Annotated in this window: 22 protein-coding genes and 3 tRNA genes; 11 read left to right on the top strand and 14 right to left on the bottom strand. The window is 65.3% G+C overall.

The window, feature by feature from the left end; translation table 11 throughout:
• Positions 1–97 precede the first annotated feature (97 nt).
• Positions 98–1,015: a DMT family transporter gene (locus tag WDJ57_RS06745; protein ID WP_338905009.1), complete on the top strand. Its 918-nt coding sequence runs from the start codon at positions 98–100 to the stop codon at positions 1,013–1,015.
• A gap of 28 nt (positions 1,016–1,043) precedes the next feature.
• On the opposite strand, the gene WDJ57_RS06740 is transcribed toward WDJ57_RS06745, so the two are convergent.
• Entirely contained in the window at positions 1,044–1,169 is a 126-nt protein-coding gene (locus WDJ57_RS06740) for a hypothetical protein (RefSeq protein WP_338905008.1), read from the bottom strand.
• 55 nt (positions 1,170–1,224) lie between these two features.
• A complete protein-coding gene (locus WDJ57_RS06735; protein WP_338905007.1) occupies positions 1,225–1,998 on the bottom strand; it encodes an SDR family oxidoreductase in 774 nt (257 codons plus the stop codon).
• 775 nt (positions 1,999–2,773) lie between these two features.
• On the opposite strand from WDJ57_RS06735, the gene WDJ57_RS06730 reads away from it, so the two are divergent.
• The gene (locus WDJ57_RS06730) at positions 2,774–3,202 is read left to right on the top strand and encodes a cyclic nucleotide-binding/CBS domain-containing protein (RefSeq protein WP_338905006.1); all 429 of its coding nucleotides are present in this window, start codon (positions 2,774–2,776) and stop codon (positions 3,200–3,202) included.
• A 350-nt stretch (positions 3,203–3,552) separates the two neighbouring features.
• Here WDJ57_RS06730 and WDJ57_RS06725 read toward each other — a convergent pair whose 3' ends face one another.
• The 3 genes from WDJ57_RS06725 to WDJ57_RS06715 all read right to left on the bottom strand — a co-directional run bounded on the left by WDJ57_RS06725 (position 3,553) and on the right by WDJ57_RS06715 (position 5,058).
• Positions 3,553–3,744 (bottom strand): hypothetical protein, encoded by a 192-nt coding sequence (locus tag WDJ57_RS06725; RefSeq protein WP_338905005.1) that lies wholly within the window; start codon positions 3,742–3,744, stop codon positions 3,553–3,555.
• A 521-nt stretch (positions 3,745–4,265) separates the two neighbouring features.
• A tRNA-Thr gene (locus WDJ57_RS06720) sits at positions 4,266–4,337 on the bottom strand.
• Between the two features lie 43 nt (positions 4,338–4,380).
• Positions 4,381–5,058, bottom strand: coding sequence for a DUF7114 family protein (locus tag WDJ57_RS06715; RefSeq protein WP_338905003.1), 678 nt, complete (start codon positions 5,056–5,058; stop codon positions 4,381–4,383).
• 61 nt (positions 5,059–5,119) lie between these two features.
• Here WDJ57_RS06715 and WDJ57_RS06710 point away from each other — a divergent pair, with 61 nt between their 5' ends.
• Together WDJ57_RS06710 and WDJ57_RS06705 are read left to right on the top strand one after the other, a co-directional pair.
• Positions 5,120–5,812 (top strand): enoyl-CoA hydratase/isomerase family protein, encoded by a 693-nt coding sequence (locus WDJ57_RS06710; RefSeq protein ID WP_338905001.1) that lies wholly within the window; start codon positions 5,120–5,122, stop codon positions 5,810–5,812.
• Between the two features lie 27 nt (positions 5,813–5,839).
• Complete coding sequence (locus tag WDJ57_RS06705) at positions 5,840–6,499, top strand: hypothetical protein (protein WP_338905000.1); 660 nt, start codon at positions 5,840–5,842, stop codon at positions 6,497–6,499.
• Here the strand turns inward: WDJ57_RS06705 and WDJ57_RS06700 are convergent.
• From WDJ57_RS06700 to WDJ57_RS06670, 7 genes are all read right to left on the bottom strand, one after another.
• Positions 6,496–7,338 (bottom strand): NAD+ synthase, encoded by an 843-nt coding sequence (locus WDJ57_RS06700; RefSeq protein ID WP_338904999.1) that lies wholly within the window; start codon positions 7,336–7,338, stop codon positions 6,496–6,498. The two genes, WDJ57_RS06705 and WDJ57_RS06700, sit on opposite strands and share 4 nt — an antisense overlap.
• 189 nt (positions 7,339–7,527) lie before the next feature.
• On the bottom strand, positions 7,528–8,061 hold the full coding sequence (locus WDJ57_RS06695) for a hypothetical protein (RefSeq protein ID WP_338904997.1): 534 nt from the start codon (positions 8,059–8,061) through the stop codon (positions 7,528–7,530).
• The gene (locus WDJ57_RS06690; protein ID WP_338904995.1) at positions 8,058–8,828 is read right to left on the bottom strand and encodes a hypothetical protein; all 771 of its coding nucleotides are present in this window, start codon (positions 8,826–8,828) and stop codon (positions 8,058–8,060) included. The genes WDJ57_RS06695 and WDJ57_RS06690 overlap by 4 nt, the downstream gene beginning before the upstream one ends.
• Positions 8,829–9,917: 1,089 nt before the next feature.
• A tRNA-Gly gene (locus WDJ57_RS06685) sits at positions 9,918–9,988 on the bottom strand.
• Positions 9,989–10,116: 128 nt separating this feature from the next.
• Positions 10,117–10,344, bottom strand: coding sequence for a hypothetical protein (locus tag WDJ57_RS06680; RefSeq protein ID WP_338904993.1), 228 nt, complete (start codon positions 10,342–10,344; stop codon positions 10,117–10,119).
• Between the two features lie 65 nt (positions 10,345–10,409).
• Positions 10,410–11,396 carry a mannose-1-phosphate guanylyltransferase gene (locus tag WDJ57_RS06675; protein WP_338904992.1) on the bottom strand — a complete coding sequence of 329 codons (987 nt, stop codon included), beginning with the start codon at positions 11,394–11,396 and terminating at the stop codon, positions 10,410–10,412.
• Positions 11,397–11,450: 54 nt separating this feature from the next.
• The gene (locus WDJ57_RS06670; RefSeq protein ID WP_338904991.1) at positions 11,451–11,735 is read right to left on the bottom strand and encodes a DUF7091 family protein; all 285 of its coding nucleotides are present in this window, start codon (positions 11,733–11,735) and stop codon (positions 11,451–11,453) included.
• Between the two features lie 182 nt (positions 11,736–11,917).
• Here WDJ57_RS06670 and WDJ57_RS06665 point away from each other — a divergent pair, with 182 nt between their 5' ends.
• From WDJ57_RS06665 to WDJ57_RS06655, 3 genes are all read left to right on the top strand, one after another.
• The gene (locus tag WDJ57_RS06665) at positions 11,918–12,856 is read left to right on the top strand and encodes a replication factor A (protein WP_338906262.1); all 939 of its coding nucleotides are present in this window, start codon (positions 11,918–11,920) and stop codon (positions 12,854–12,856) included.
• A complete protein-coding gene (locus WDJ57_RS06660) occupies positions 12,856–13,458 on the top strand; it encodes an RPA family protein (RefSeq protein ID WP_338904989.1) in 603 nt (200 codons plus the stop codon). The genes WDJ57_RS06665 and WDJ57_RS06660 overlap by 1 nt, the downstream gene beginning before the upstream one ends.
• A 96-nt stretch (positions 13,459–13,554) precedes the next feature.
• On the top strand, positions 13,555–13,998 hold the full coding sequence (locus WDJ57_RS06655) for a CopG family transcriptional regulator (protein ID WP_338904987.1): 444 nt from the start codon (positions 13,555–13,557) through the stop codon (positions 13,996–13,998).
• Between the two features lie 16 nt (positions 13,999–14,014).
• Here WDJ57_RS06655 and WDJ57_RS06650 read toward each other — a convergent pair whose 3' ends face one another.
• Positions 14,015–14,470 carry a DUF5814 domain-containing protein gene (locus WDJ57_RS06650; protein ID WP_338904985.1) on the bottom strand — a complete coding sequence of 152 codons (456 nt, stop codon included), beginning with the start codon at positions 14,468–14,470 and terminating at the stop codon, positions 14,015–14,017.
• A gap of 98 nt (positions 14,471–14,568) precedes the next feature.
• Between WDJ57_RS06650 and WDJ57_RS06645 the strand changes: the two genes are divergently transcribed.
• Positions 14,569–14,641 (top strand) — tRNA-His (locus tag WDJ57_RS06645).
• An 80-nt stretch (positions 14,642–14,721) separates the two neighbouring features.
• On the opposite strand, the gene WDJ57_RS06640 is transcribed toward WDJ57_RS06645, so the two are convergent.
• Positions 14,722–14,850, bottom strand: coding sequence for a hypothetical protein (locus tag WDJ57_RS06640; protein WP_338904984.1), 129 nt, complete (start codon positions 14,848–14,850; stop codon positions 14,722–14,724).
• Positions 14,851–15,002: 152 nt separating this feature from the next.
• On the opposite strand from WDJ57_RS06640, the gene WDJ57_RS06635 reads away from it, so the two are divergent.
• The 3 genes from WDJ57_RS06635 (at position 15,003) to WDJ57_RS06625 (ending at position 19,402) form a co-directional block, all read left to right on the top strand.
• Complete coding sequence (locus WDJ57_RS06635) at positions 15,003–15,386, top strand: cupin domain-containing protein (RefSeq protein WP_338904982.1); 384 nt, start codon at positions 15,003–15,005, stop codon at positions 15,384–15,386.
• A gap of 27 nt (positions 15,387–15,413) precedes the next feature.
• Complete coding sequence (locus WDJ57_RS06630; RefSeq protein WP_338904980.1) at positions 15,414–17,453, top strand: DEAD/DEAH box helicase; 2,040 nt, start codon at positions 15,414–15,416, stop codon at positions 17,451–17,453.
• 89 nt (positions 17,454–17,542) lie between these two features.
• Positions 17,543–19,402, top strand: a complete 1,860-nt coding sequence (locus tag WDJ57_RS06625) for an SLC13 family permease (RefSeq protein WP_338906261.1) — start codon at positions 17,543–17,545, stop codon at positions 19,400–19,402.
• Positions 19,403–19,447: the final 45 nt, after the last annotated feature.

The following is a 19,447-nucleotide window of genomic DNA, read 5'->3' as shown; positions in this document are numbered from 1 at the left end:
ACGACCCGGCGCTACGCGACGTCACCGGTCGGGTGGGCGGTTTTCTCCCCGTCGGTCGAAGAGGCACGTTCATATCGGGGCCGCCCGCAGGGTGGGTATGTTTCTCGGCCCCGACGCCACAGTCTATCTCCTCGCGCTCGTCCCGGCCGTCATCTGGGGGTTCACGCCCGTGCTCGACAAACGGGGGATGTCGCTGGACGGGACTGCCCTGCAGGCGTCGCTGGTGGTGGTGGTCGTCGACCTCTCGTTGTTCCTCGTCGCTCTGTTCGCGCTCCACGGAGCGGACTTCCTCGCGGGGATAGACCCGGCCGTGGCGGGGCTGTTCCTGTTCGCCGGGGCGACGGGGACGGCCCTGGGGCGGCTCGCCGTCTTCGTCGGCGTCGACCGGGTCGGCGCGAGCATCAACAGTGCCGTCGTGAGTGCTCGACCCCTGTTTGCGACCGTGTTCGCCTTCGGGCTGCTCGGTGAACCCGTCTCCGTCGAGACTGGCGCCGGCATCGTCGTGCTCGTCGCCGGCCTCGTGATGCTCAGTCTCGCAAAGGGCGGGGACATCTCCGGGTGGAGTCCCCGGGACCTGCTCTTCCCGCTCGCGTCGGGTGCGCTCTTTGCCTTCGGGAACGTCCTCCGACGGTTCGGGCTGGGAACGGGCGAGGCGGACGTGCTCCAGGCCGTCGCACTCAACGAGGCGGGTGCCCTGCTCGTCTTCCTCGGCTACGCCGCCGTCCGGGGAACCGCCGGCTTCCGCTCGGCCGACCGCCGGTCGTACGGGTACTTCGCCGCCAGCGGCGCACTCACCGCCGTCGCCCTCCTCTCCGTGTTCGCCGCCCTCGCGCTGCCAGCGGGACGCGTCGCTATCGTCGAATCGCTGGGCTCGACGGCACCGCTTTTCACCACGCTCTTCGCGTACTTCCTCCTGCGTGACCTCGAACGGGTCACGCGTGGAATCGTCGTCGGGGCGGTGCTCGTCGTCGTCGGCGTGACGCTGGTGACTCTCGACCCAGGCACCGTATTCTGACGTCTCGGGTGCGTCTCGCATCTCGCCGTCACGTCTCGCCGTTTGTGAACGATACCGGCGGGTCCGGCCTGGCCCGTCTGCGATAGCTGGCCCGGCCGTCTTCCCGGCTCTCGCCGTGGTCGGGCGTCACCCGCGCGGTTGCCCCGAGCCCCATGATTCCCCGCCCTGCCGTGAGAATCACAGCGAGAGCGGGGTACTGGATGAGGTGTTTATCCGGTGTTCGTCATCCCGCCGTCGAGAACGAGCGACTCCCCGTTCACGTAGGAGCTCAGGTCGCTGGCGAGGAACAGCGCGGCGTCCGCCACGTCCTCCGGCTGGCCGAACCGGCGGCTCGGAATCGCTTCGAGGAACGCCTCGCCCTCTTCGGTGCCGACGATCGGGACGTCGTCGGTCGTCATCGCCGTCTCGATGACGCCGGGATGGATTGCGTTGACCCGGATACCGTCCGGTCCCAGCGCGTCCGCCGTCGAGTAGGTCATCAGGCGGACCGCGCCCTTCGACGTGCAGTAACTGACGTACTCGCCCGTCCCCTCGAGTCCGGCCACGCTGGAGAGGTTGATGATGGAACCGCCGTCATTCTCGGTCATCCGCTCGCCAGCGACCTGCGTCCCGAAGAAGACTCCCTTGACGTTGATGTCCATCAACTGGTCGAACTCGTCTTCGGAGACCGAGAGGAACTCTTCGCCACGGAAGATGCCCGCGTTGTTCACCATCACATCGACGCCGCCGAACTCCTCGGCCGCGTCCATCGCCGCCTCCAGGTCGTCTTTGTCGGTCACGTCGCACTCGACGTAGGTCGCCCGAGCGTCTGTCTCCGTTTCGATTACCTCGTGGGTCGGGACTGTCGCTTCCCGTGGCTCCTCGCGGATGTCTGCGACGACGACGTCCGCACCTTCTTCCGCGAATCGCCTGGCTATCGCGCGTCCGTTCCCGCTCATGGCTCCGGTGACGACCGCCGTCTTCCCGGAGAGTAGTTCACTCATAGTGCAACACCGTTTAATGCTTACCCAGCCGTGGTATTAGTTAGTCACCGGATTCTGATTGGGCAATAACAATCACTATCATTAACCACATTCGGATTGAAGTTCTAGGGGTTCTGAAACCGAACTTTTCCAGATAGCACTCGCTCGACACATTTGTCGCCGGCAATCGTCGGATACAGGCCACTATCTTCGCCTCGGTGGATTGTGTATTTCTTACACAATACACTGGTCGTTCACGGCCGCCCCCTCTTGGCTGCCAGGCGGTCAGCCGGGTGTTCCCGACGTGCCGGCACCGTGAACGGCTCCCGCGGTGACTGAGCGTCCGGAGCGGTTCTGTACCGCAGCATCTTGACGCTACGGCGTCCCGTTTCCCACGACGGCAGTTCCGGGAACCGCGAGCCAGACGATGACACACACGCTCCACCGACGGTCACAGCGTACGACCACCGCCCTCGGGACGAGAGGGGTCCAGCGCACTCTCCTGGCGACAGGCGCACGGGCGCTGGCCGACCTCGTCGACCTCCCGGAATTGTCAGATACTGCCAGGTCGCCATCCCACAGGTTCTCCGGCCGGTCGTAGAGGCGCTCTGCGAGTGCCAGGCCGTCGCGCCTGGAGAGTACCCGCGCCTGTGCGATGGACTACCAGTCTCGTCGGAAGGCGGGTTGCATACAGAGTGTGGATGCAGCACGCGTGTTCTGTCGCCATGTGTGGCCCACCTGCTGTGTCCTCGGCTGCCCGCAACAAGGTTATCCATGCCCGGTACGAACTGGTAGTATGATTGAACAATCTGTGGGGGACGTGATGACGCGCTCGGTGCACACAATTACCGGGGAGATGACGGCGTGTGACGTTGCTGTCCTCTTCGCAGAACACGAAATCGGTTCTGCAGTGGTGGTTGCGCCCGAGACGGACGAGGTCATCGGCATCGTCACCGAATCAGATATCATGCAGCAAGTTGCGGCAGGCGCTGATATCGAATCTATCCGTGTCGAATCATTCCTGTCCGCTCCGGTCATCACTATCGCCAGCTCGGAGAGTATCCACACGGCAGCCGACAAGATGCGAACGCAGTCGATCCGTCGGCTCCCTGTCGTTGACAATGGCGACCTCGTCGGCATCATCACGACGACGAATCTCACCCATTATCTGCCGCGCTTACGCAATACGATCCTACGGGGGCGGAAAGAATTTTCTGGGCAGTGAGATATATCTCTGCCGTGACTGCCGGTTCTCTCCGAGGGATGCGTTAATTCTCTGTCTGATGGAGTTCCGGTCGATAGGCGACGATTCCAGGCACGGCATCTAACGCGCCGTCGTGTCACTGTTTGACCATGAACGCTTCGTCAGCACGTACTCGTTACCGAGTCCGTACTCGCTCGCCCGTTCAAACTCGAAGACGGCATCAGCATCACTCGCAGTGAACGGTCGTACCTCCATGACTGGCCCCTGATGAGAGAGTCGAGCTACGTTACAAGACGCGAATCGGTTATCCTCAGTCCAGTCTTCTCCGGCTCATACCCGTTTCGACCTGGGAGGGCCTTCTCGCCGGCGACTCAGTCAGACCCGGTAGTGGCCTCGTCCACAGTCTGCAGCGCCGACGCGAGGCTTCCCAGCAACCCGAACGCACCGGTTGTCAGTCCCAGCAGGACCCACAGGTCCGAGGACCCGTATCCAGAGGCCTCGATCTGGACGGCCATGAGCATCATCACGATACTGAACAGGAGGGTATCCGTCGACAGTGCCATCGTTCCATGGGTTCGACGGGGGCCTGTTGAAGATACTGGTCACTGCCGGCGGTCACAGTGACGACTCGGTGAAACCCCACAGAGAGGAGTACAGTACTCTCGTCACATCCTGCGAGCGGGTCGAGGCCCAGGTCTTCGAGCCCGTAGTCCTCTGCGGCGAGTTGGCCCGCAAGCGTCGACTGGTCGCGTGGCGGGTCCCAGGTCGGCGTGGATGTGGCCGACCCGCCCCGAGCGAGAGTCAGCCGTCACCAGCCGTGCCAGCGGTGCGTCGATATCTGCCGGCGTCTCGCACTCGGGGAAGCAGTCGCGACGGGGGCCCGCGCTTCTTCAGGTCAGCGTCGGTCGCCGCGCGCCGGTCGTCGTGATTGTCGATAATCTCGTGACACGCCGGGAGGGAGTCGCGTCCGGCGGTCATGGACCACCCCCGTGGCGCGCACAGACGGTTCTGGTCAACGTGTGCGACGTCGAAGCCCGAAGAATCTGTAGTACAGCTTGACAGGGGCTTTCAACGTTTAGCTGCAAGCCTAGGCCGGGATTTGAACCCGGGCTCTCGTCCTTACCAAGGACGCGCTTTACCGCTAAGCTACCCAGGCGCGCATACGTCCGTTGCCCCGTACTGTCTTTAGGCGTTTCGATTCACTGGTCGGCCGAGGTGGTGACACCATGACCGGTGCCGGTCTCCGTGACCAGCGTGCTCAGCGTCTCCGTGAGCGTCTCGGGGAAGAACGAGTCCGGGTCGGAGAAGGGCTCGCCGTTGACCATCTCCGACGCGAACTCACGCAGGCGTGGTGAGGCGGTCCCGTCGCCCATCGTCGCGCCGGCGACGACGGCGAGTTCGAGCACGTCCGCCTCCAGGTTCCGGTCGAGCGAACTGTCGTCGGTCTCCCGACGGACGGTCTGGTCGCTCCCGAACGCGCGGACGACCGCGACCGCCGCCTCGGCCGCTTCCGTCCGTGCCAGCAGGTAGAATCCCCGCGAGACGAGGACGTCTGCCGCGAGGACGGCGAGGTCCGCCGCCTCCCGGTCGCCGTCGACCCACGGTTCCTCGTGGGAGAGCTGTCTGGTCAGTTGCAACCCGTCGTAGATGAGCTGGACACCGGCCGCACGCTCGGCGACCGGGTCGAGGAGGGTGCCGTCGCTGGTCGCCACCGCACCCGTGCCGTCCTTGAGCGCCCGAACCGTACGTATCGTCAGGACGCCGGGGGCCATCGACCCCCCGGTGAGTTGCGCCGCGATACGTTCCCGGAGGGGTTCCGGCTCGATATCCTCGATGGCGTCCAGCGCGGCTCCTCGAACCGCCGCGTCGTCCTCCATTACCACGCCATAGCAGCGGGAAAGGCAAAGACCTTTGGAAACGTCCGGCGACCCCCACGACATGATTCAGACCGCGGTCGACGACGACCTGCGGACGGTCACTATGGACCGGCCACAGCGGCGCAACGCTCTCACGCCCGACGGACTCGACGCGCTGGAGACGGCCCTGGCCGAGGCCACCGAACCGGTCGTCTATCTCACCGGTGCCGGCGGTGCTTTCTCCGCCGGCGCGGACCTCGACGTGGTTGCGGACCTGGATGCGGACGAGGCCGAGGCGTTCGCTCGTCACGGACAGCGGGTAGCGCGGGCGCTCGCGGACTACGACGGTGCGGTCGTCGCCGGCGTCGACGGACCGGCCCGCGGTGGCGGCGTCGAACTGGCGCTTGCGTGTGACATCCGGCTGGCGACGCCGCGGGCCACCTTCGCCGAGACCGGCGTCAGCCTCGGCCTGTTCGGCGCGTGGGGCGGGACCGCCCGCCTGCCCCGGGTCGTCGGCGAAGGGGAGGCGATGGACGTCGCGCTCTCCGGGCGGACCGTCGACGCCGACGCGGCGCTGCGGATGGGGCTGGTCAGTCGCATCGTCGACGACCCGCGCTCGGTCGCGGATACGATTGCGGACAACGACGCGGCGACGCTACGGACAATCAAACGGCTGCTGCGAGCGGACGGCGACCGCGAGACGCGGGAACGCCGCGAGGCGGCGGCGTTCGCGGAGCGTATCGCCGACTTCGACCCCGACGACCGAAACCGCTGAGTAGGCGCGAGCCGAACGGAGCGCCAGATGCCGGACTGTGACTACTGCGGGGACCACTTCGCGGACGAGGAGGCGTACCTCGACCACCTCGCGGACGCACACGAGGGGGAACTGGGTGCTATCGACAGGCGGCGGGTCGACGACCGCGTCGGCTCCGGCGAGGCCGACGGGGTGCCGACGGGACCGCTCGTGCTCGGCGGCGTTCTGCTGTTTGCGGTGGCCGTCGTCGCCTACGTGCTCCTGGGAACCGGCGGCGGCAGCGGCGGGGCCGCGGTCAACGGCATCGCGGTGGCACAGACGCCCGGGGCGGTGACCGGCAGCGCCCACGGCCACGGCTTCGCGAACGTCACCATCGCAGGCGAGCGCGTCGACTTCAGCCGGCCGGAGTATCAACGCCCGCGGGAGTTCGCCGCCTTCCACTTCGAGGGTGGCGACGGCCGCGTCTGGCACAAGCACGCGGACGGCGTCACCCTGGAGTACGCGATGGCGACGCTGGACATCGGCGTCACCGCCGACAGCGTGACCTTCCAGGGCACGACCTACAGCGACAGCGACCCCGGCACGAACGTGAGCGTCACCGTCGACGGCGAGTCGGTCGACCCCGCGAGCTACGAACTCTCGGGGGCGAGCGACGAGAACCCCAGCGCCGGCGACCGGATTCGAATCGTCGTGCAGACCGAGGCTTAGAACAGCGGGTCCGGCCCCGGCGGGAACTCGCGTTTGTGCGCGCTCCGCTCGTAGAGACCCCTGACGCGTTCGACGAGTGACTCCTCGACCGCCAGGTGACGCGCGGTGGCGGCCGTCGACAGCGGGCCGTCGACGTGCAGCGCGAGAATCGAGTCCAGCGTGTCGTAGTCGAGCCCCAGTTCCTCCTCGTCGGTCTGGTCGGCCCACAGTTCGGCGCTGGCGGTCTTCGCGGCGAGGTCCTCCGGGACGCCCACGTGGCGGGCGAGCTGGCGGACCTGCTGTTTGTACAGCGGCGCGATCGGCAGGCAGTCGACCGCGCCGTCGCCGTACTTGGTGTAGTACCCCGCCAGCGCCTCGCTCTTGTTGCCGGTGCCCAGCACCACCCCGCCGCGGTTGTTCGCCGCGAAATAGTTCAACACGGCACGCAGGCGCGCGCGGAGGTTGCCGACGGCCGTCCGGTAGCGGTCCGGGTCGTCGGCGGTCATCGCCTCCGGGACGGCACCGACGACCGCCTCGACGAGGGGCTCTATCTCGACGACCTCGTACTCGATGCCGAGCAGGTCGCTGGCGACGCGCTCTGCGTCGCTCATGTTGCCCTCGCGGTTGACCTCGCTCGGCAGGACGAGCCCGTAGACCGTGTCCGGCCCCAGCGCCTCGACGGCGAGGTGGGCGGTGAGCGTGCTGTCGATGCCCCCCGAGAGCGCGATGATCGCCTCGTCGGCACCGGCGGCCTCGACCGTCTCCGTGATGAACGTCGTGATGTGGTCGCGGTACGCGTCGAGTTCGTCGTCGGACAGCGAGAGGTCCAGCGGGTTCTCCGTCCGCGCTACGTCGGTCATACCCGTCGTTGGGGCTGCATCGCCAAATATCGCCCGTCACCGCTGTGTCAGTGGACGTTCGGTCACTCCACGCGGGACGCAGCGGACGATTCCCTTCTATCGCATCCGCTCCTCACTGCCCGGACGAAGGAGTACCTCTCGGCAAGGGTCAACCAATGTTCGCCTTTGCTGAGGTAGACCGATTAAGAATTAGGGCCGCTCGGAGACTCCAATGTAGGACGGAATCGGAAAGAGATCGTACTGTTCGACAACTCTGAGCCTCTTGGCGTATCCGTCGAGACGCAGTGGACGGACATCGGCATTTTTGACAACAGGCGCGGGCGCGTACCCGATGATTCGGTAGGTGTTCGCGTTCAGTTCCTGAACAAGGACGTAGTAGTCCGCCTCGATGTTCCGGGTAGCGTCGACCATCAGGCCGGGATTGTTGGCCCTCGGATCAACTGTTTTCACATCGATGGTCTTGCCGTCGATCTGAAGGTCATATCCGGGGTCGCCATGTTCGTATATTTCGTCATCGACTTTTTCAGGCACGCCGAAGAACTTCGCCACGGCGAACTCGCCCATAATCCCCCTGATGTGATTCTCGATGCTGCCCGGCCCACCCCGCGCTCGCATCGTACCGAGTTCGGACAGGGGAATTCGTTTCGCATCAGAGATCTCTACTGTCGGCTGAACCGCCTTCGGCATCTCCGAGACTGAAACGAGTGGATCAGATGTGCTCATGCATTGGCCGTATTCTCATCTGCTGATTCGTCCGTCTGCTCCTCTTGCAGTTCGAGTACATAATCCCGGAGAGCGACGAGCTGTCCCTTGCTTAAGTACGCCGGTGTTCCCTCGTTAGCTTCGAATCCGGCCTGCTCGCCAAGCCACTCCACGAGTTCCTTGTTGGTCATGTCGTCCGAGGAGCGGATGGCACAGTCGCTACACTGATCAAGGGCGTCACCGGGGTCGCTAAACCGACGATATTCTCGGCCTCGGAAGCTTATTCCGCACTCCGTTTTGTTGTCTTCCGAAGAACTAACATGGTGGTACTTGATTGGACTGTCGTCCGGGATTAGAACGTATTCCCGTTCTTTCGCTTCCTCACCGGTCAGCGACACCTGTTTTCCAGTGTTTTCGTCTTCGTCCGAGGTATCGTCTGGTTCGGACTTTGCCTCATCCAACCAAAGTTCTACTGTCCTGTTGTTTGAGTCCAGCCCCAGTTTCTCACGGTGGCCTTTGGGCATACCAATTCCTGCCCGGTCGGTGTATGTATCGCGCTCGTACAGTATCCAGCGCCCGTCTGCCTCGGCGTATACCCTGACCGGATCTCCCGGTTCGGCCCCAACTGCTTTCAGATCGTTTTCGTCCAGTCGGATAGATCCGTTCAGTCCATCACCGGCAGTGTTGTCATTTCTCAGTTCGAACTCTCTACAGTGGTGCATATAAGCCGGATCTGGCTCATCGGCACCTTTTTCATCGATATTCCCGTAGCTGATCATGGCTTCCATCACGGAGCCATCGGGCGAATCCTGTTGGAGAGCGGGGTCGCCCGATAATTCTCATGACTCCTTACCAGCATGTTGCGCGTGCCTTCTCCTTAAAACCTTTGTTGCTGCCACACTTGGAACTTAGTCTCTCACGCTCATCACACGGAGTTAGAGTAAGTGGGCAGGCAACTCCGTGTTTGGGACTTCAGCGATCAGGAGTTGGTGTCTGGGAAGTTATCTGTCGTCCTGATAACCGCGCCGTATTCCCTGTTTTCGCTCCTCTGTCTGTCTGTCGTAGTGTTTGGTTAGCTTCAACCGATACGTCACATTGGTCCGGCACCACGCAATTTGGCATGCAGTTGTTGAGACGAATTCACATCACCAAAACCTGGATCGTCGCTGTTCCGTCGCTTGTCATCCTACCCTATTCAGTGCCTCACGGGTCTTTTCCTCGTCGGGCTGAATATACCGCATCGTCCTCTCTACCTGCTTGTGTCGCATCTGCTTTCGTGCGTGTTCGGCAGAGGCGTTTGTCGCGACGACGTTAGCCGTGCTCCGACGGATTGAGTACCACGTTCGGTCCTGCTTGGCGATACCAGCATGCTCACACAAGTCTTTGAGTAGCCGATTCAGTGACCTGGACCCGTAGGTAGTCCCGTACTTGGCTAGTTACATCCTCTCGCTGTCCTCGTTCTTGGCCTGGGTAGATCGTTCATCAACCCACTGTGAGACGATTGTAGCCATGCGCTGTCGAAAACCACACAGCCACTGGTTGGTGTTGACTGTGTTCCTCCGGACTGATGACCAAGGTGTCCCGCTCATTCCAGAGCCATCCGTAGAAGCGGCCGGTCTTCTGTGCGACTTGTGTGACCCGCGTGGGCGCGTTGACGACTTTGATTCCGTTCACGGTCGCGTCTTCCGTCATCGGCTCACCCCATTGTACTGCCCGCTGGCGGTTTTGGCACTGTTCTCGTTCTGTAAGCCGGACACTTCGGAAAACCCGCAAGACGGCGTCGGGGTCAATTCTTGAACCCACTTTGTAAGCTTTGGCGTCCATGCTGTTTGACTCCAGACGGACGCAAAAAACCGCACGACGGCAGCGCCGTCGTATGCGCCGGCCGGGAATTGAACCCGGGCTATGAGCTTGGGAAGCTCATGTCCTACCACTAGACCACCGGCGCTCACTCGCTTCGCTCGTTCACGCCCCGTGGGTCGCAATTCCGACGGAACTGCTCACCACCGGCGCCTGTGTCGAGCTATATTCGCTGTCGGTAAAGGATGTTTCCCTTCCGCCGCGGCAGGACCGGCGCTACTGGTCGTCGGGCTCCTCGGAGACCAGACCGACGGATGTCGTACTGGCCCAGACCACGACGCCGATGGAGACGGCACCGACGAGCACGACCAGCAGCCGTTCGGTGGGGCCGACTGCGAACGGTCCCAGGTCGGGGAAGACGAACGACAGCGTGAGGTACCCGAGTGCGGACAGGCCCGTCACCAGGGCGAGCACGAGGACCCAGAACCGGGCGAGGTAGTGCATCGGCGAATAATGTCTCCGATCTCACAAATACTTTTCTCAGGTCGTAGACCCGCTCGCACGGCGGTTCACTCCCGCCTGCGGGCGACCACGTCGCGCACGCGCTGGGCCTGGTCGCGGGGCACGACCAGCGTCCGCCCGTCGAAACTGGCGACGACGAGGTCCTCGACGCCGACGACGCTGACCTGTCCGTCCGTCGCGAGGACGCAGTTCGTCGCGTCGACGGCGAGTGCGTCGCCGAGCGTCGCGTTGCCGTCGGCATCCGTGTCGAGAATCCGGCCGAGCGCGTCCCACGAGCCGATGTCGTCCCAGTCGAATCCAGCGGGGACGACGTAGACGTCGTCGGCCGTCTCCAGGACGGCGTTGTCGACGCTCACTGACTCGACCGCCGCGAACCCGCGGTCGGGGTCGCCCTCGTCCAGCGCCGCCACGAGCGGGGCCAGCGGGGAGTCGCGCGCGGCCGACAGCAGCGCCGCCGGCGTCCACGCGAAGATGCCGGCGTTCCAGAGGTAGCCCGCGTCAAGGAACGACTCGGCCGTCTCTGCATCGGGTTTCTCCACGAACCGCTCGACCGGCGCGTAGCCGTCGGCCGACGGGCCGGGGTCGATGTAGCCGTAGCCCGTCGCCGGGCGCGTCGGTTCGATGCCGACGGTAACCAGCCCCTCCGTCTCGACGGCGACGGTCGCAGCCGTCCGCGCTGTCGTGGCGAAGTCGCCCTCCACGAGGTGGTCGCTGGGGAGTGCGAGGATGGCGCAGTCCCCGACCTGCTCGCGGATTCGGTGGGCGGCGTAGACGAGTGCCGGCCCGGTGTCCTTCGGTTCGGGTTCGGTCAGCACGCCGGCCCCCGGGGCGTGGTCGTGGACCGCGTCGGCGTAGTCGGGGCGGGTCAGGACGTACGTCTCGTCGGCGAAGCCCGCGCGGTCGACGGTCCGGGCGAGCAGCGAGCGGTCGCCGCCGAACGAGCGGAACTGTTTCGGCCGGTCCGTGCTGGTGGCGGGGTAGAGTCGCGTGCCGGTGCCCCCGGCGAGGACGACGGCGACCAGCGGCCTGTCCATACCGGACCCATGCGGCCGGGTCACAAAAGAGTAAACGACGGGTACCCAGGCCCGCTACCACGTCTCGACGAGGCCGTCGCGGATGTCCTCGACGCAGCCCTCGCAGTCGGGGTGACCGGCGTCGAAACACTCCGGGCGGGCGTCCGCGTCGAGGTGGACCGCGCGCTGCTCGGCGTGGCGGCGACAGACGATGCGCGCGCGGCCGTCGCCGTCGGTGGGCAACTCCGCGAGGGCGCTCGTCCGGGCGCTGGCGTAGGCGCGCCTGGCCTCCTCGTACTGCTTGCCTGCGCTGTAGAGCGTGGTCCGCAGGAAGCGACGGAGCCGGTCCCGGTCGGTCATTGGCCCCGCTTGGGCCGGCGCGCACAAAATCCCGTCGCCCCACCCGCCCGACCCGCCCCGCTGCCCGCTGGCGGCGAGTCCCCGACGGCACCACTTTCACCCCGGTCGCGGAAGTTTTTATAGGACCGGGAACCAACTCGCCTATGTCTCCCACTGAAAACGAAGCGGAGACAGTGAACGCCATGACTGAGACAGATTTGCGTACCCACGCGGAAGACATACACGACCAGTTTTCAGACCAGCTCGACATCGGCGTCGACGACGTCGAGGAGCGGCTGAGCACGCTCGTCGACGACTACAAGGTGCCCCTCGACGAGGCGCGCCGGAGCGTCACCAACACCTACCTCGACGAGGCGGGGATGGACCGCGACGACCTGGCCAGCAGCGGCGGCAACGAGGTCAAGCAGGTCCGGGACATCGACGCCCCGGAGGAGTGGATAGACCTCACGGCGAAGGTCGTCGACCTCTGGGACGCCACCAGCGACGCCGTCGCCCAGGTCGGCCTGCTCGGCGACGAGACCGGGACCGTGAAGTTCACCAAGTGGTCGAAATCCGACCTCCCGACCCTCGAAGAGGGGAAGGTGTACAGCCTCCGGAACGTCGTCACCGACGAGTACCAGGGTCGCTTCTCGGTGAAGCTCAACCGAACCACGACCATCGAGGAGGTCGACGAGGACATCGAGGTCGGCGACGACGCCATCGAGGTCGAGGGCGCGCTCGTGGACATCCAGTCCGGGTCGGGTCTCATCAAGCGCTGCCCCGAGGAGGACTGCACGCGCGTGCTCCAGAACGGCCGCTGTTCGGAACACGGCGAGGTCGAGGGCGAGTTCGACCTCCGCATCAAGGGCGTGCTCGACGACGGCGAGGACGTCCACGAGGTCATCTTCGACCAGGAGGCGACCGAGAACCTCACCGGTATCACGCTGGAGCAGGCAAAGGAGATGGCCATGGACGCGCTCGATACGTCCGTCGTCGCCGACGAGATGCGCGAGAAGACGCTCGGCCGGTACTACCGGGTGACCGGGCCGACGCTCGGGCGCTACGTCCTGGCGAACGAGACCGACCAGCTGACCGAACCCGTCGACCCTGAAGCTGTCCTCATCAAAGCGAGGTCGATATAATGTCGAGCACACCCACCCGCGAGGTCGCCCGCCGCGTCTTCGCACGCGAGTTCAACGACGCGACGTACACGTTCAAGGAGTCCGACGACGAGCGCGCGCCCGTCTACGTGCTGTTGCCGACCGGCCAGCGCGCCAACCGGGTGTTCCTCGTCGGCACGCTCACCGAGACCGAGGACGTCGGCGAGGACTCGGAGTACTGGCAGGGTCGCATCGTCGACCCCAACGGTGACACGTTCTTCACCTACGCCGGCCAGTACCAGCCCGACGCCGCCTCGATGCTCCGGGAACTCGAACCGCCGGAGTACGTCGCCGTGGTCGGCAAACCGCGGACCTACGAGACCGAGGAGGGCGACGTGAACGTCTCCGTCCGGCCCGAGTCCATCAGCCGGGTCGACGAGGCCACCCGCGACCGCTGGGTCGTCGAGACGGCCGAGCGCACCCTGGAGCGCATCCAGGCCTACAGCGCCGACGACGAGACCATCGACGAGTACGTCGAGATGGCCCACGAGGAGTACGACCTGGACGTCGGCACCTACAAGCGGGCCGTCGAGGAGGCACTCGCCAGCCTCGAAGCCGACGAGGCCGAAGCCAGCGCCGACTAGCGACCCCGGCGCCCTCGGGTTCTTTTCAAACTCTCTCCCTCGGTACCAGCGTCTGACAAACCGTTAAGTAGCAGGAACGACGACGCTACGCTAGCGATGGGCAACAAAAACAAGACTATCTCCTTCCGCGTGAGCCAGGAGAAGTTCGAGACCCTCCGGGATATCGCGGAGGAGCGCGACATCTCGCTGTCCGCCGTCTTCAGGGACTACGTGGACATGCTGGTTGCCCACGACGGACAGGTCGAGGTGGTCCCGGAACACGAGGTGAGCGAGTCCCAGTCGTCGAGCGGGACCGCCGAGAGCTTCCCGCCGAAGGTCGAGGTGCCAAAGAGCTTCGTCCGCGAGCACGAGCGCCTGGAACTGGAGGCCGAACACCTCCGCGAACAGCTCGAAGAGCACAAGCGCTACGTGACCAAACTCCGTCAGGAACTCGACGAGGCCGACCAGGAGGACGTCGTCCAACTGGAGGACCTCGACGGCGAGGAGGACGAGGAACCATCCTACCGCATCGGCAGTAGCTTCGACGACTCGCAGTTCTGAGCGACCCGTTTCTCGGCTACCGCACCAGGTTCTGTCTCGTCTGCTGAGCGCGCCGAGCGGCCTCTGTGTGTCCCTCGACGTCGGCCAGCGTCTCCACCGCTTCGAGCGTGCGGACGCTGTCGTCGAGGAAGGAGAGTACGTCGCCCGGGTACGCGTAGAGCATGTAGTCGTCGCCCATCACGTCGACGATGGCGTCCGGGCCCAGGCCCTGCTCGCGCAGTTCCAGCAGGTAGCGGACGAACTTCCGCTCGGCGCAGCCACAGTGGGGGTTGGCCTCGCAGTCGCAGTCCAGGAAGTCCTCGGCGAAGTCGAGCACCCGGTCCTGGGTCGCGTCGTCGAGTTTCGCCAGCCCCTCACCCTGAAAGAGGATGTCGAGGGTCGCGCCCTTGAACGCGCCCTTGGGGAAGGACGTCTCTAGCTGCGAGACGATTTGCCGGTGGTTCTTGATGTATATCTTGTCCGTAATCGCCACGTTATCGGACGGAGGAGCGACGTGACCAAAAACGCCGCGGTGTCTCGGGACAGAGTCGTAACGTATTTTTGCGCCACCGGGCTACGACAGAGTGCGTGTCCGGGTTAGGGTAGTGGACTATCCTTCAGCCTTGTGGAGGCTGAGACGCGGGTTCGATTCTCGCACCCGGACTCCTAAATTTTCTTATACTTATTTCGAGACCAGCCACGGTGCTCGGGTGGCGGGACAAAAAACAGACGGAACTTTCCCAATCAGAACTCCTGGACGGCGATCCAGGTCTCGTCGTCCTCCAGCTTCTCGGCGGCCTCGCGGCGCGTCGTCAGTCGGACGCGCTCGTCTGTCTCCTCTCCCCTGTTTCCGTGGTGTGGGATGGGCCTCATACCATGTGAGACAACGACTCGCGTGCGTATATGTGCTCCTGTCACGTTCTCACCACATCGTCTGGAAGAACCTCTCAGAAACGTTCGCGACAGGTCTGGAGTCCCGCAGGACTCACCGACACGGTTTCGGCGGCGGCGTCCCAACGGACGGTATGGACGAGACAGCCAGGATTCGCCGAGCAACGGACGTCGAGTACCAGACTGTCGACGCCGCGGAGGGGCTCCGCAAGGGCGTCCTCGTCGGCGAGGAACACGGCGCGCCGAACCTCGCAATCCGCCGGTTCACGCTCGCGCCGGGCGGGGAGGTGCCGAAACACACCAACGAAATCGAACACGAGCAGTACGTCCTCGCCGGGGAGTACGTCGTTGGAATAGGCGACGAGGAGCACACCGTCAGCGCCGGCGACAGCCTCCACATCCCCGCCGGCGTCGTCCACTGGTACCGCAACGAGGGCGACGAGGAGGGGGCCTTCATCTGTGCGGTCCCGACCGGCGACGACGAGATACAGCTCGTAGACGAGGCTTCGAGCAACTGAAGTACCGGGCGCCGCGTACCACTGTCTGTGTCACAGCAGGTCGGACGGGTGGATACCCTGTTTCTCCACGAGCACGGCGACGACTACCGCGTGGTCGTCACCCGCGACGGCGACAGGGTGTTCCACGGCCGCCTCGAACTGAAGGAGACCGGCGCTGGCCCCCGCCCCGCGCGACTGCGCGTCACGGAGGGGACCAGCGAGGAGCTACGCAGCCCCGACGAGTTCGTCGAACTCGCGCGCCGGGCCGAGCGCATCCGCATCTCCGAACAGACCTCCCGGAGCGCCCGCGACCGCCTGCGCGAGATGCTCGACGCCTACCAGCTCGACGCCAAGGTCGTCCGCACCTGCCGGTTCTGCGCCGGCGACGGCCGCTACTCGCCGATTACCTCCGAGACAGCCATCAAAGCCGACGACGAGCAGATCTGTCCGGACTGCGCCCGCGAGGAACTCGACCGCGAACTCGCCTTCCGCGGGCAGATTACCGGCGACGCCCGCGCCCGCCTGGAGGACCTCCTGCTCGAAGTCCAGGACCTCGACCGCATCGAGAACCTCCTGAAGGGCGACCTGGACCCCGACCTGACGAAGTTCGACGAGATCAGCGCCACCGTCGAGGATGTCGACCCCGTCCCGACGAGTGACCTGAGCCTGCACCCCGGCATTCAGCAGAAGCTGGAGAGCAGATTCGACACGCTCCTGCCGGTCCAGAGCCTCGCCGTCGCCAACGGCGCGACGGAGGGGCAAGACCAGCTCGTCGTCAGCGCGACGGCGACGGGCAAGACGCTGGTCGGCGAGATGGCCGGACTCGACCGGGCGCTCAACGGGAAGGGGAAACTCCTCTTTCTCGTCCCGCTCGTCGCGCTGGCCAACCAGAAGTACGAGGAGTTCCAGGACCGCTACGGCGACATCGTCGACGTGACGCTGCGCGTCGGCGCGAGCCGCATCAACGACGACGGTAACCGCTTCGACCCCGACGCCGACGTCATCGTCGGGACCTACGAGGGCGTCGACCACGCGCTCCGCGTCGGCCGCGACATCGGCGATGTCGGAACGGTCGTCATCGACGAGGTCCACACCCTCGGCGAGGACGAGCGCGGGCACCGCCTCGACGGTCTCATCGCACGCCTGAAGTACTACTGCCAGCAGTTGAGCGAGGGCGACACGCAGTGGATTTACCTCTCCGCGACGGTCGGCAACCCCGAACGGCTGGCCGCCGCGCTCGAAGCGACGCTCATCGAGTTCGAGGAGCGGCCCGTCCCCATCGAACGCCACGTCACCTTCGCGGAGGGGCGGGAGAAGATGAACATCGAGAACAAACTCGTCAGGCGGGCGTTCGACGCGAAGTCCTCGAAGGGCTACCGCGGGCAGACCATCATCTTCACCAACTCGCGGCGGCGCTGCCACGAGATATCCCGGAAACTGGAGTACTCCTCCGCGCCCTACCACGCCGGCCTCGACCACAAGCGCCGCAAGCGCGTCGAGACGCAGTTCGCCGACCAGGACCTCGCCGCCGTCGTGACGACTGCGGCGCTGGCTGCCGGCGTCGACTTCCCGGCCTCGCAGGTCATTTTCGACTCGCTGGCGATGGGCATCGAGTGGCTCACAGTCCAGGAGTTCCACCAGATGCTCGGCCGCGCCGGCCGCCCCGACTACCACGACAAGGGGACGGTCTACCTGCTCGTCGAACCCGACGGCGTCTACCACAACTCCCAGGAGATGACAGAGGACGAGGTGGCGTTCAAGCTCCTGAAAGGCGAGATGGAGTCGGTGACGACCCGCTACGACGAGGAGAGCGCCGTCGCGGAGACGCTGGCGAACATCACCGTCGCCGGGTCGGGCGCGAAGCGTCTCAACGAGTCGATGGTAGGCGAGGTGCCGACGAAACACGCGCTCGGGAAGTTGCTGGAGTACGAGTTCATCGACGGCCTGGAGCCAACGCCGCTGGGCCGGGCGGTGACGCGGCACTTCCTCGCGCCGAAGGACGCGTTCCTGTTGCTGGACGGCATCCGGAAGGGCGAGTCGCCCTACGACCTGGTGGCGCGGATGGAACTGCGCGAGGACGAGCGGTAGCCTGCCGAGACGTTCGGTCCGCAGTCGCGCCATTTTTACTGACGCCGCCAGTCTGAGAGAACGTGCCACTCGCAGCCGTCACGCCGGCGATGCTCCTGGTGTTCGTGCTCATCCTGCTGGCACTCGTGTTCTTCGCGACCGAGCCGGTACCGGTGGACGTGACGGCTATCGGCGTCCTCGTCGCGTTGTTGCTCCTCGACCCTACCAGCGAACTCCTGGCGAGCGCGGGCCTCATCGCGGAGCCGCTGTACGTGTTGCGTCCGGTCGGCGGTGACCTCGGGGCCGCGCTCGACAACGGGCTCTCCGGGTTCGCCAGCACCGCCACCGTCACCGTCCTCGCCATGTTCATCCTCTCCGACGGTGTCCAGCGGACCGGCGTCATCCAGCGCCTGGGTCACCGCGTGTCCGAACTCACCGGCGACAGCGAGTCCCGCCAACTCGGCGCGACCATCGGCATCATCAGCCCGCTGTCGGGTTTCATCAACAACACCGCCGCCGTCGCCATCCTCCTGCCGATGGTGACCGACCTCGCCCACCGCGCGAAGAACTCCCCGTCGAAACTGTTGCTCGCGCTCTCCTATGCCTCGATGTTCGGCGGCATGCTGACGCTCATCGGCACCTCGACGAACATCCTCGCCAGCGACCTCTTCGCCGGGCTGACCGGCACCGGCCAGGGGTTCGGGATGTTCGAGTTCACGTCGCTGGGCATCGTCGTCACCGTCGTCGGCGCAGCCTACCTCATGACCGTCGGACGCTGGCTCACGCCCGCCCGCATCGCTCCCGAAGACGACCTCACCGAGGAGTTCGGCATGAGCGAGTACCTCACCGAGGTGGTCGTCCGGGAGGACTCGCCCATCGTCGGCCAGACGGTCGAGGAGGCGCTGGCGACCAACGACTTCGACGTGGACCTCCTGCAACTCATCCGGGACAACCGGACCTTCCTCGAACCGCTCGGGAAGAAGGTCGTCCAGTCCGGCGACGTGTTCGCGCTCAGGACCGACCGTGACACCCTGGTCGAACTGCTCGACGTCGACGGGCTGGACGTCCTGCCCGACGTGGAGGTCAACGAGGCCGAACTGGAGACCGCCGACGAGGCACAGAACCTCGTCGAGGTGGTCGTCGCACCCGGTTCCGCGCTGGTCCGGGAGTCGCTTGCCAGCTCTAACTTCCGGCAGCGCTACGACGCCTCCGTACTCGCCATCCGGCGCGGCGACGAGGTCATCCGTACCCGGATGGACAAGCTGCAACTGCGCGTCGGCGACACGCTGCTCATCCAGGGGGCCGCCGAGAGCATCGAGCGGTTGAACAGCAATCCCGGCTTCATCGTCGCCCAGGAGATAGAGCGCCCGGACTTCCGGGAATCGAAGACCCTCGTCGCGGTCGGCATCGTCGTCGCCGTCGTCCTCGCGGCGGCGCTGACGCCGGTCCACATCGCCGCTGCCGCGCTCGGTGGCGCGCTGGCGATGGTCGCGACCGGCTGTCTCCGGCCCGCTGAGCTATACGACGCCGTCCAGTGGGACGTGGTCTTCCTGCTCGCCGGCGTCATCCCGCTGGGCATCGCGCTCCAGCAGACCGGCGGGGCCGACCTGCTCGCCGACGCCGTGGTCCAGTCCTCGACGGTCCTGCCGCCAATCGGCGTCCTCGGGCTCCTCTACGTCGTCACCGCCCTGCTGACCAACGTCGTCAGCAACAACGCCAGCGTGGTCCTCATGATTCCGGTGGCCTTCCAGACCGCCCAGCAACTCGGCGCGAACGTCTTTTCGTTCGTGCTCGCGGTCACCTTCGCGGCCTCGACGGCCTTCATGACGCCGGTGGGCTACCAGACCAACCTCTTCGTCTACGGCCCCGGCGGCTACCGCTTCACGGACTACCTCCGCGTCGGCGGCCCGCTCCAGGCGCTTTTCGCCGTCGTCACGACGGTCGGCATCGCGGTCATCTGGGGCGTCTGAGGGGCGCGCCCGTGACGCCCAGTCCTGGCCCCGCAACCCAAGTTC

This window comes from Salinibaculum sp. SYNS191 (assembly GCF_037338445.1).
GTDB lineage: Archaea > Halobacteriota > Halobacteria > Halobacteriales > Haloarculaceae > Salinibaculum > Salinibaculum marinum.
This window is presented reverse-complemented; position numbering and strand designations above follow the sequence as displayed.

Bases quoted from the DNA above. Each gene is read 5' to 3' on its own strand.
- WDJ57_RS06745 (WP_338905009.1), top strand. From the start codon at position 98: ATGTTTCTCGGCCCCGACGCCACAGTCTATCTCCTCGCGCTCGTCCCG.
- WDJ57_RS06640 (WP_338904984.1), bottom strand. From the start codon at position 14,850: ATGAGGCCCATCCCACACCACGGAAACAGGGGAGAGGAGACAGACGAG.
- WDJ57_RS06700 (WP_338904999.1), bottom strand. From the start codon at position 7,338: ATGACCGACGTAGCGCGGACGGAGAACCCGCTGGACCTCTCGCTGTCC.
- WDJ57_RS06635 (WP_338904982.1), top strand. From the start codon at position 15,003: ATGGACGAGACAGCCAGGATTCGCCGAGCAACGGACGTCGAGTACCAG.
- WDJ57_RS06710 (WP_338905001.1), top strand. From the start codon at position 5,120: ATGATTCAGACCGCGGTCGACGACGACCTGCGGACGGTCACTATGGAC.
- WDJ57_RS06695 (WP_338904997.1), bottom strand. From the start codon at position 8,061: ATGAGCACATCTGATCCACTCGTTTCAGTCTCGGAGATGCCGAAGGCG.
- WDJ57_RS06655 (WP_338904987.1), top strand. From the start codon at position 13,555: ATGGGCAACAAAAACAAGACTATCTCCTTCCGCGTGAGCCAGGAGAAG.
- WDJ57_RS06735 (WP_338905007.1), bottom strand. From the start codon at position 1,998: ATGAGTGAACTACTCTCCGGGAAGACGGCGGTCGTCACCGGAGCCATG.
- WDJ57_RS06730 (WP_338905006.1), top strand. From the start codon at position 2,774: ATGATTGAACAATCTGTGGGGGACGTGATGACGCGCTCGGTGCACACA.
- WDJ57_RS06690 (WP_338904995.1), bottom strand. From the start codon at position 8,828: ATGGAAGCCATGATCAGCTACGGGAATATCGATGAAAAAGGTGCCGAT.
- WDJ57_RS06740 (WP_338905008.1), bottom strand. From the start codon at position 1,169: ATGGGGCTCGGGGCAACCGCGCGGGTGACGCCCGACCACGGCGAGAGC.
- WDJ57_RS06670 (WP_338904991.1), bottom strand. From the start codon at position 11,735: ATGACCGACCGGGACCGGCTCCGTCGCTTCCTGCGGACCACGCTCTAC.
- WDJ57_RS06675 (WP_338904992.1), bottom strand. From the start codon at position 11,396: ATGGACAGGCCGCTGGTCGCCGTCGTCCTCGCCGGGGGCACCGGCACG.
- WDJ57_RS06705 (WP_338905000.1), top strand. From the start codon at position 5,840: ATGCCGGACTGTGACTACTGCGGGGACCACTTCGCGGACGAGGAGGCG.
- WDJ57_RS06680 (WP_338904993.1), bottom strand. From the start codon at position 10,344: ATGCACTACCTCGCCCGGTTCTGGGTCCTCGTGCTCGCCCTGGTGACG.
- WDJ57_RS06715 (WP_338905003.1), bottom strand. From the start codon at position 5,058: ATGGAGGACGACGCGGCGGTTCGAGGAGCCGCGCTGGACGCCATCGAG.
- WDJ57_RS06665 (WP_338906262.1), top strand. From the start codon at position 11,918: ATGACTGAGACAGATTTGCGTACCCACGCGGAAGACATACACGACCAG.
- WDJ57_RS06725 (WP_338905005.1), bottom strand. From the start codon at position 3,744: ATGGCACTGTCGACGGATACCCTCCTGTTCAGTATCGTGATGATGCTC.
- WDJ57_RS06660 (WP_338904989.1), top strand. From the start codon at position 12,856: ATGTCGAGCACACCCACCCGCGAGGTCGCCCGCCGCGTCTTCGCACGC.
- WDJ57_RS06625 (WP_338906261.1), top strand. From the start codon at position 17,543: ATGCTCCTGGTGTTCGTGCTCATCCTGCTGGCACTCGTGTTCTTCGCG.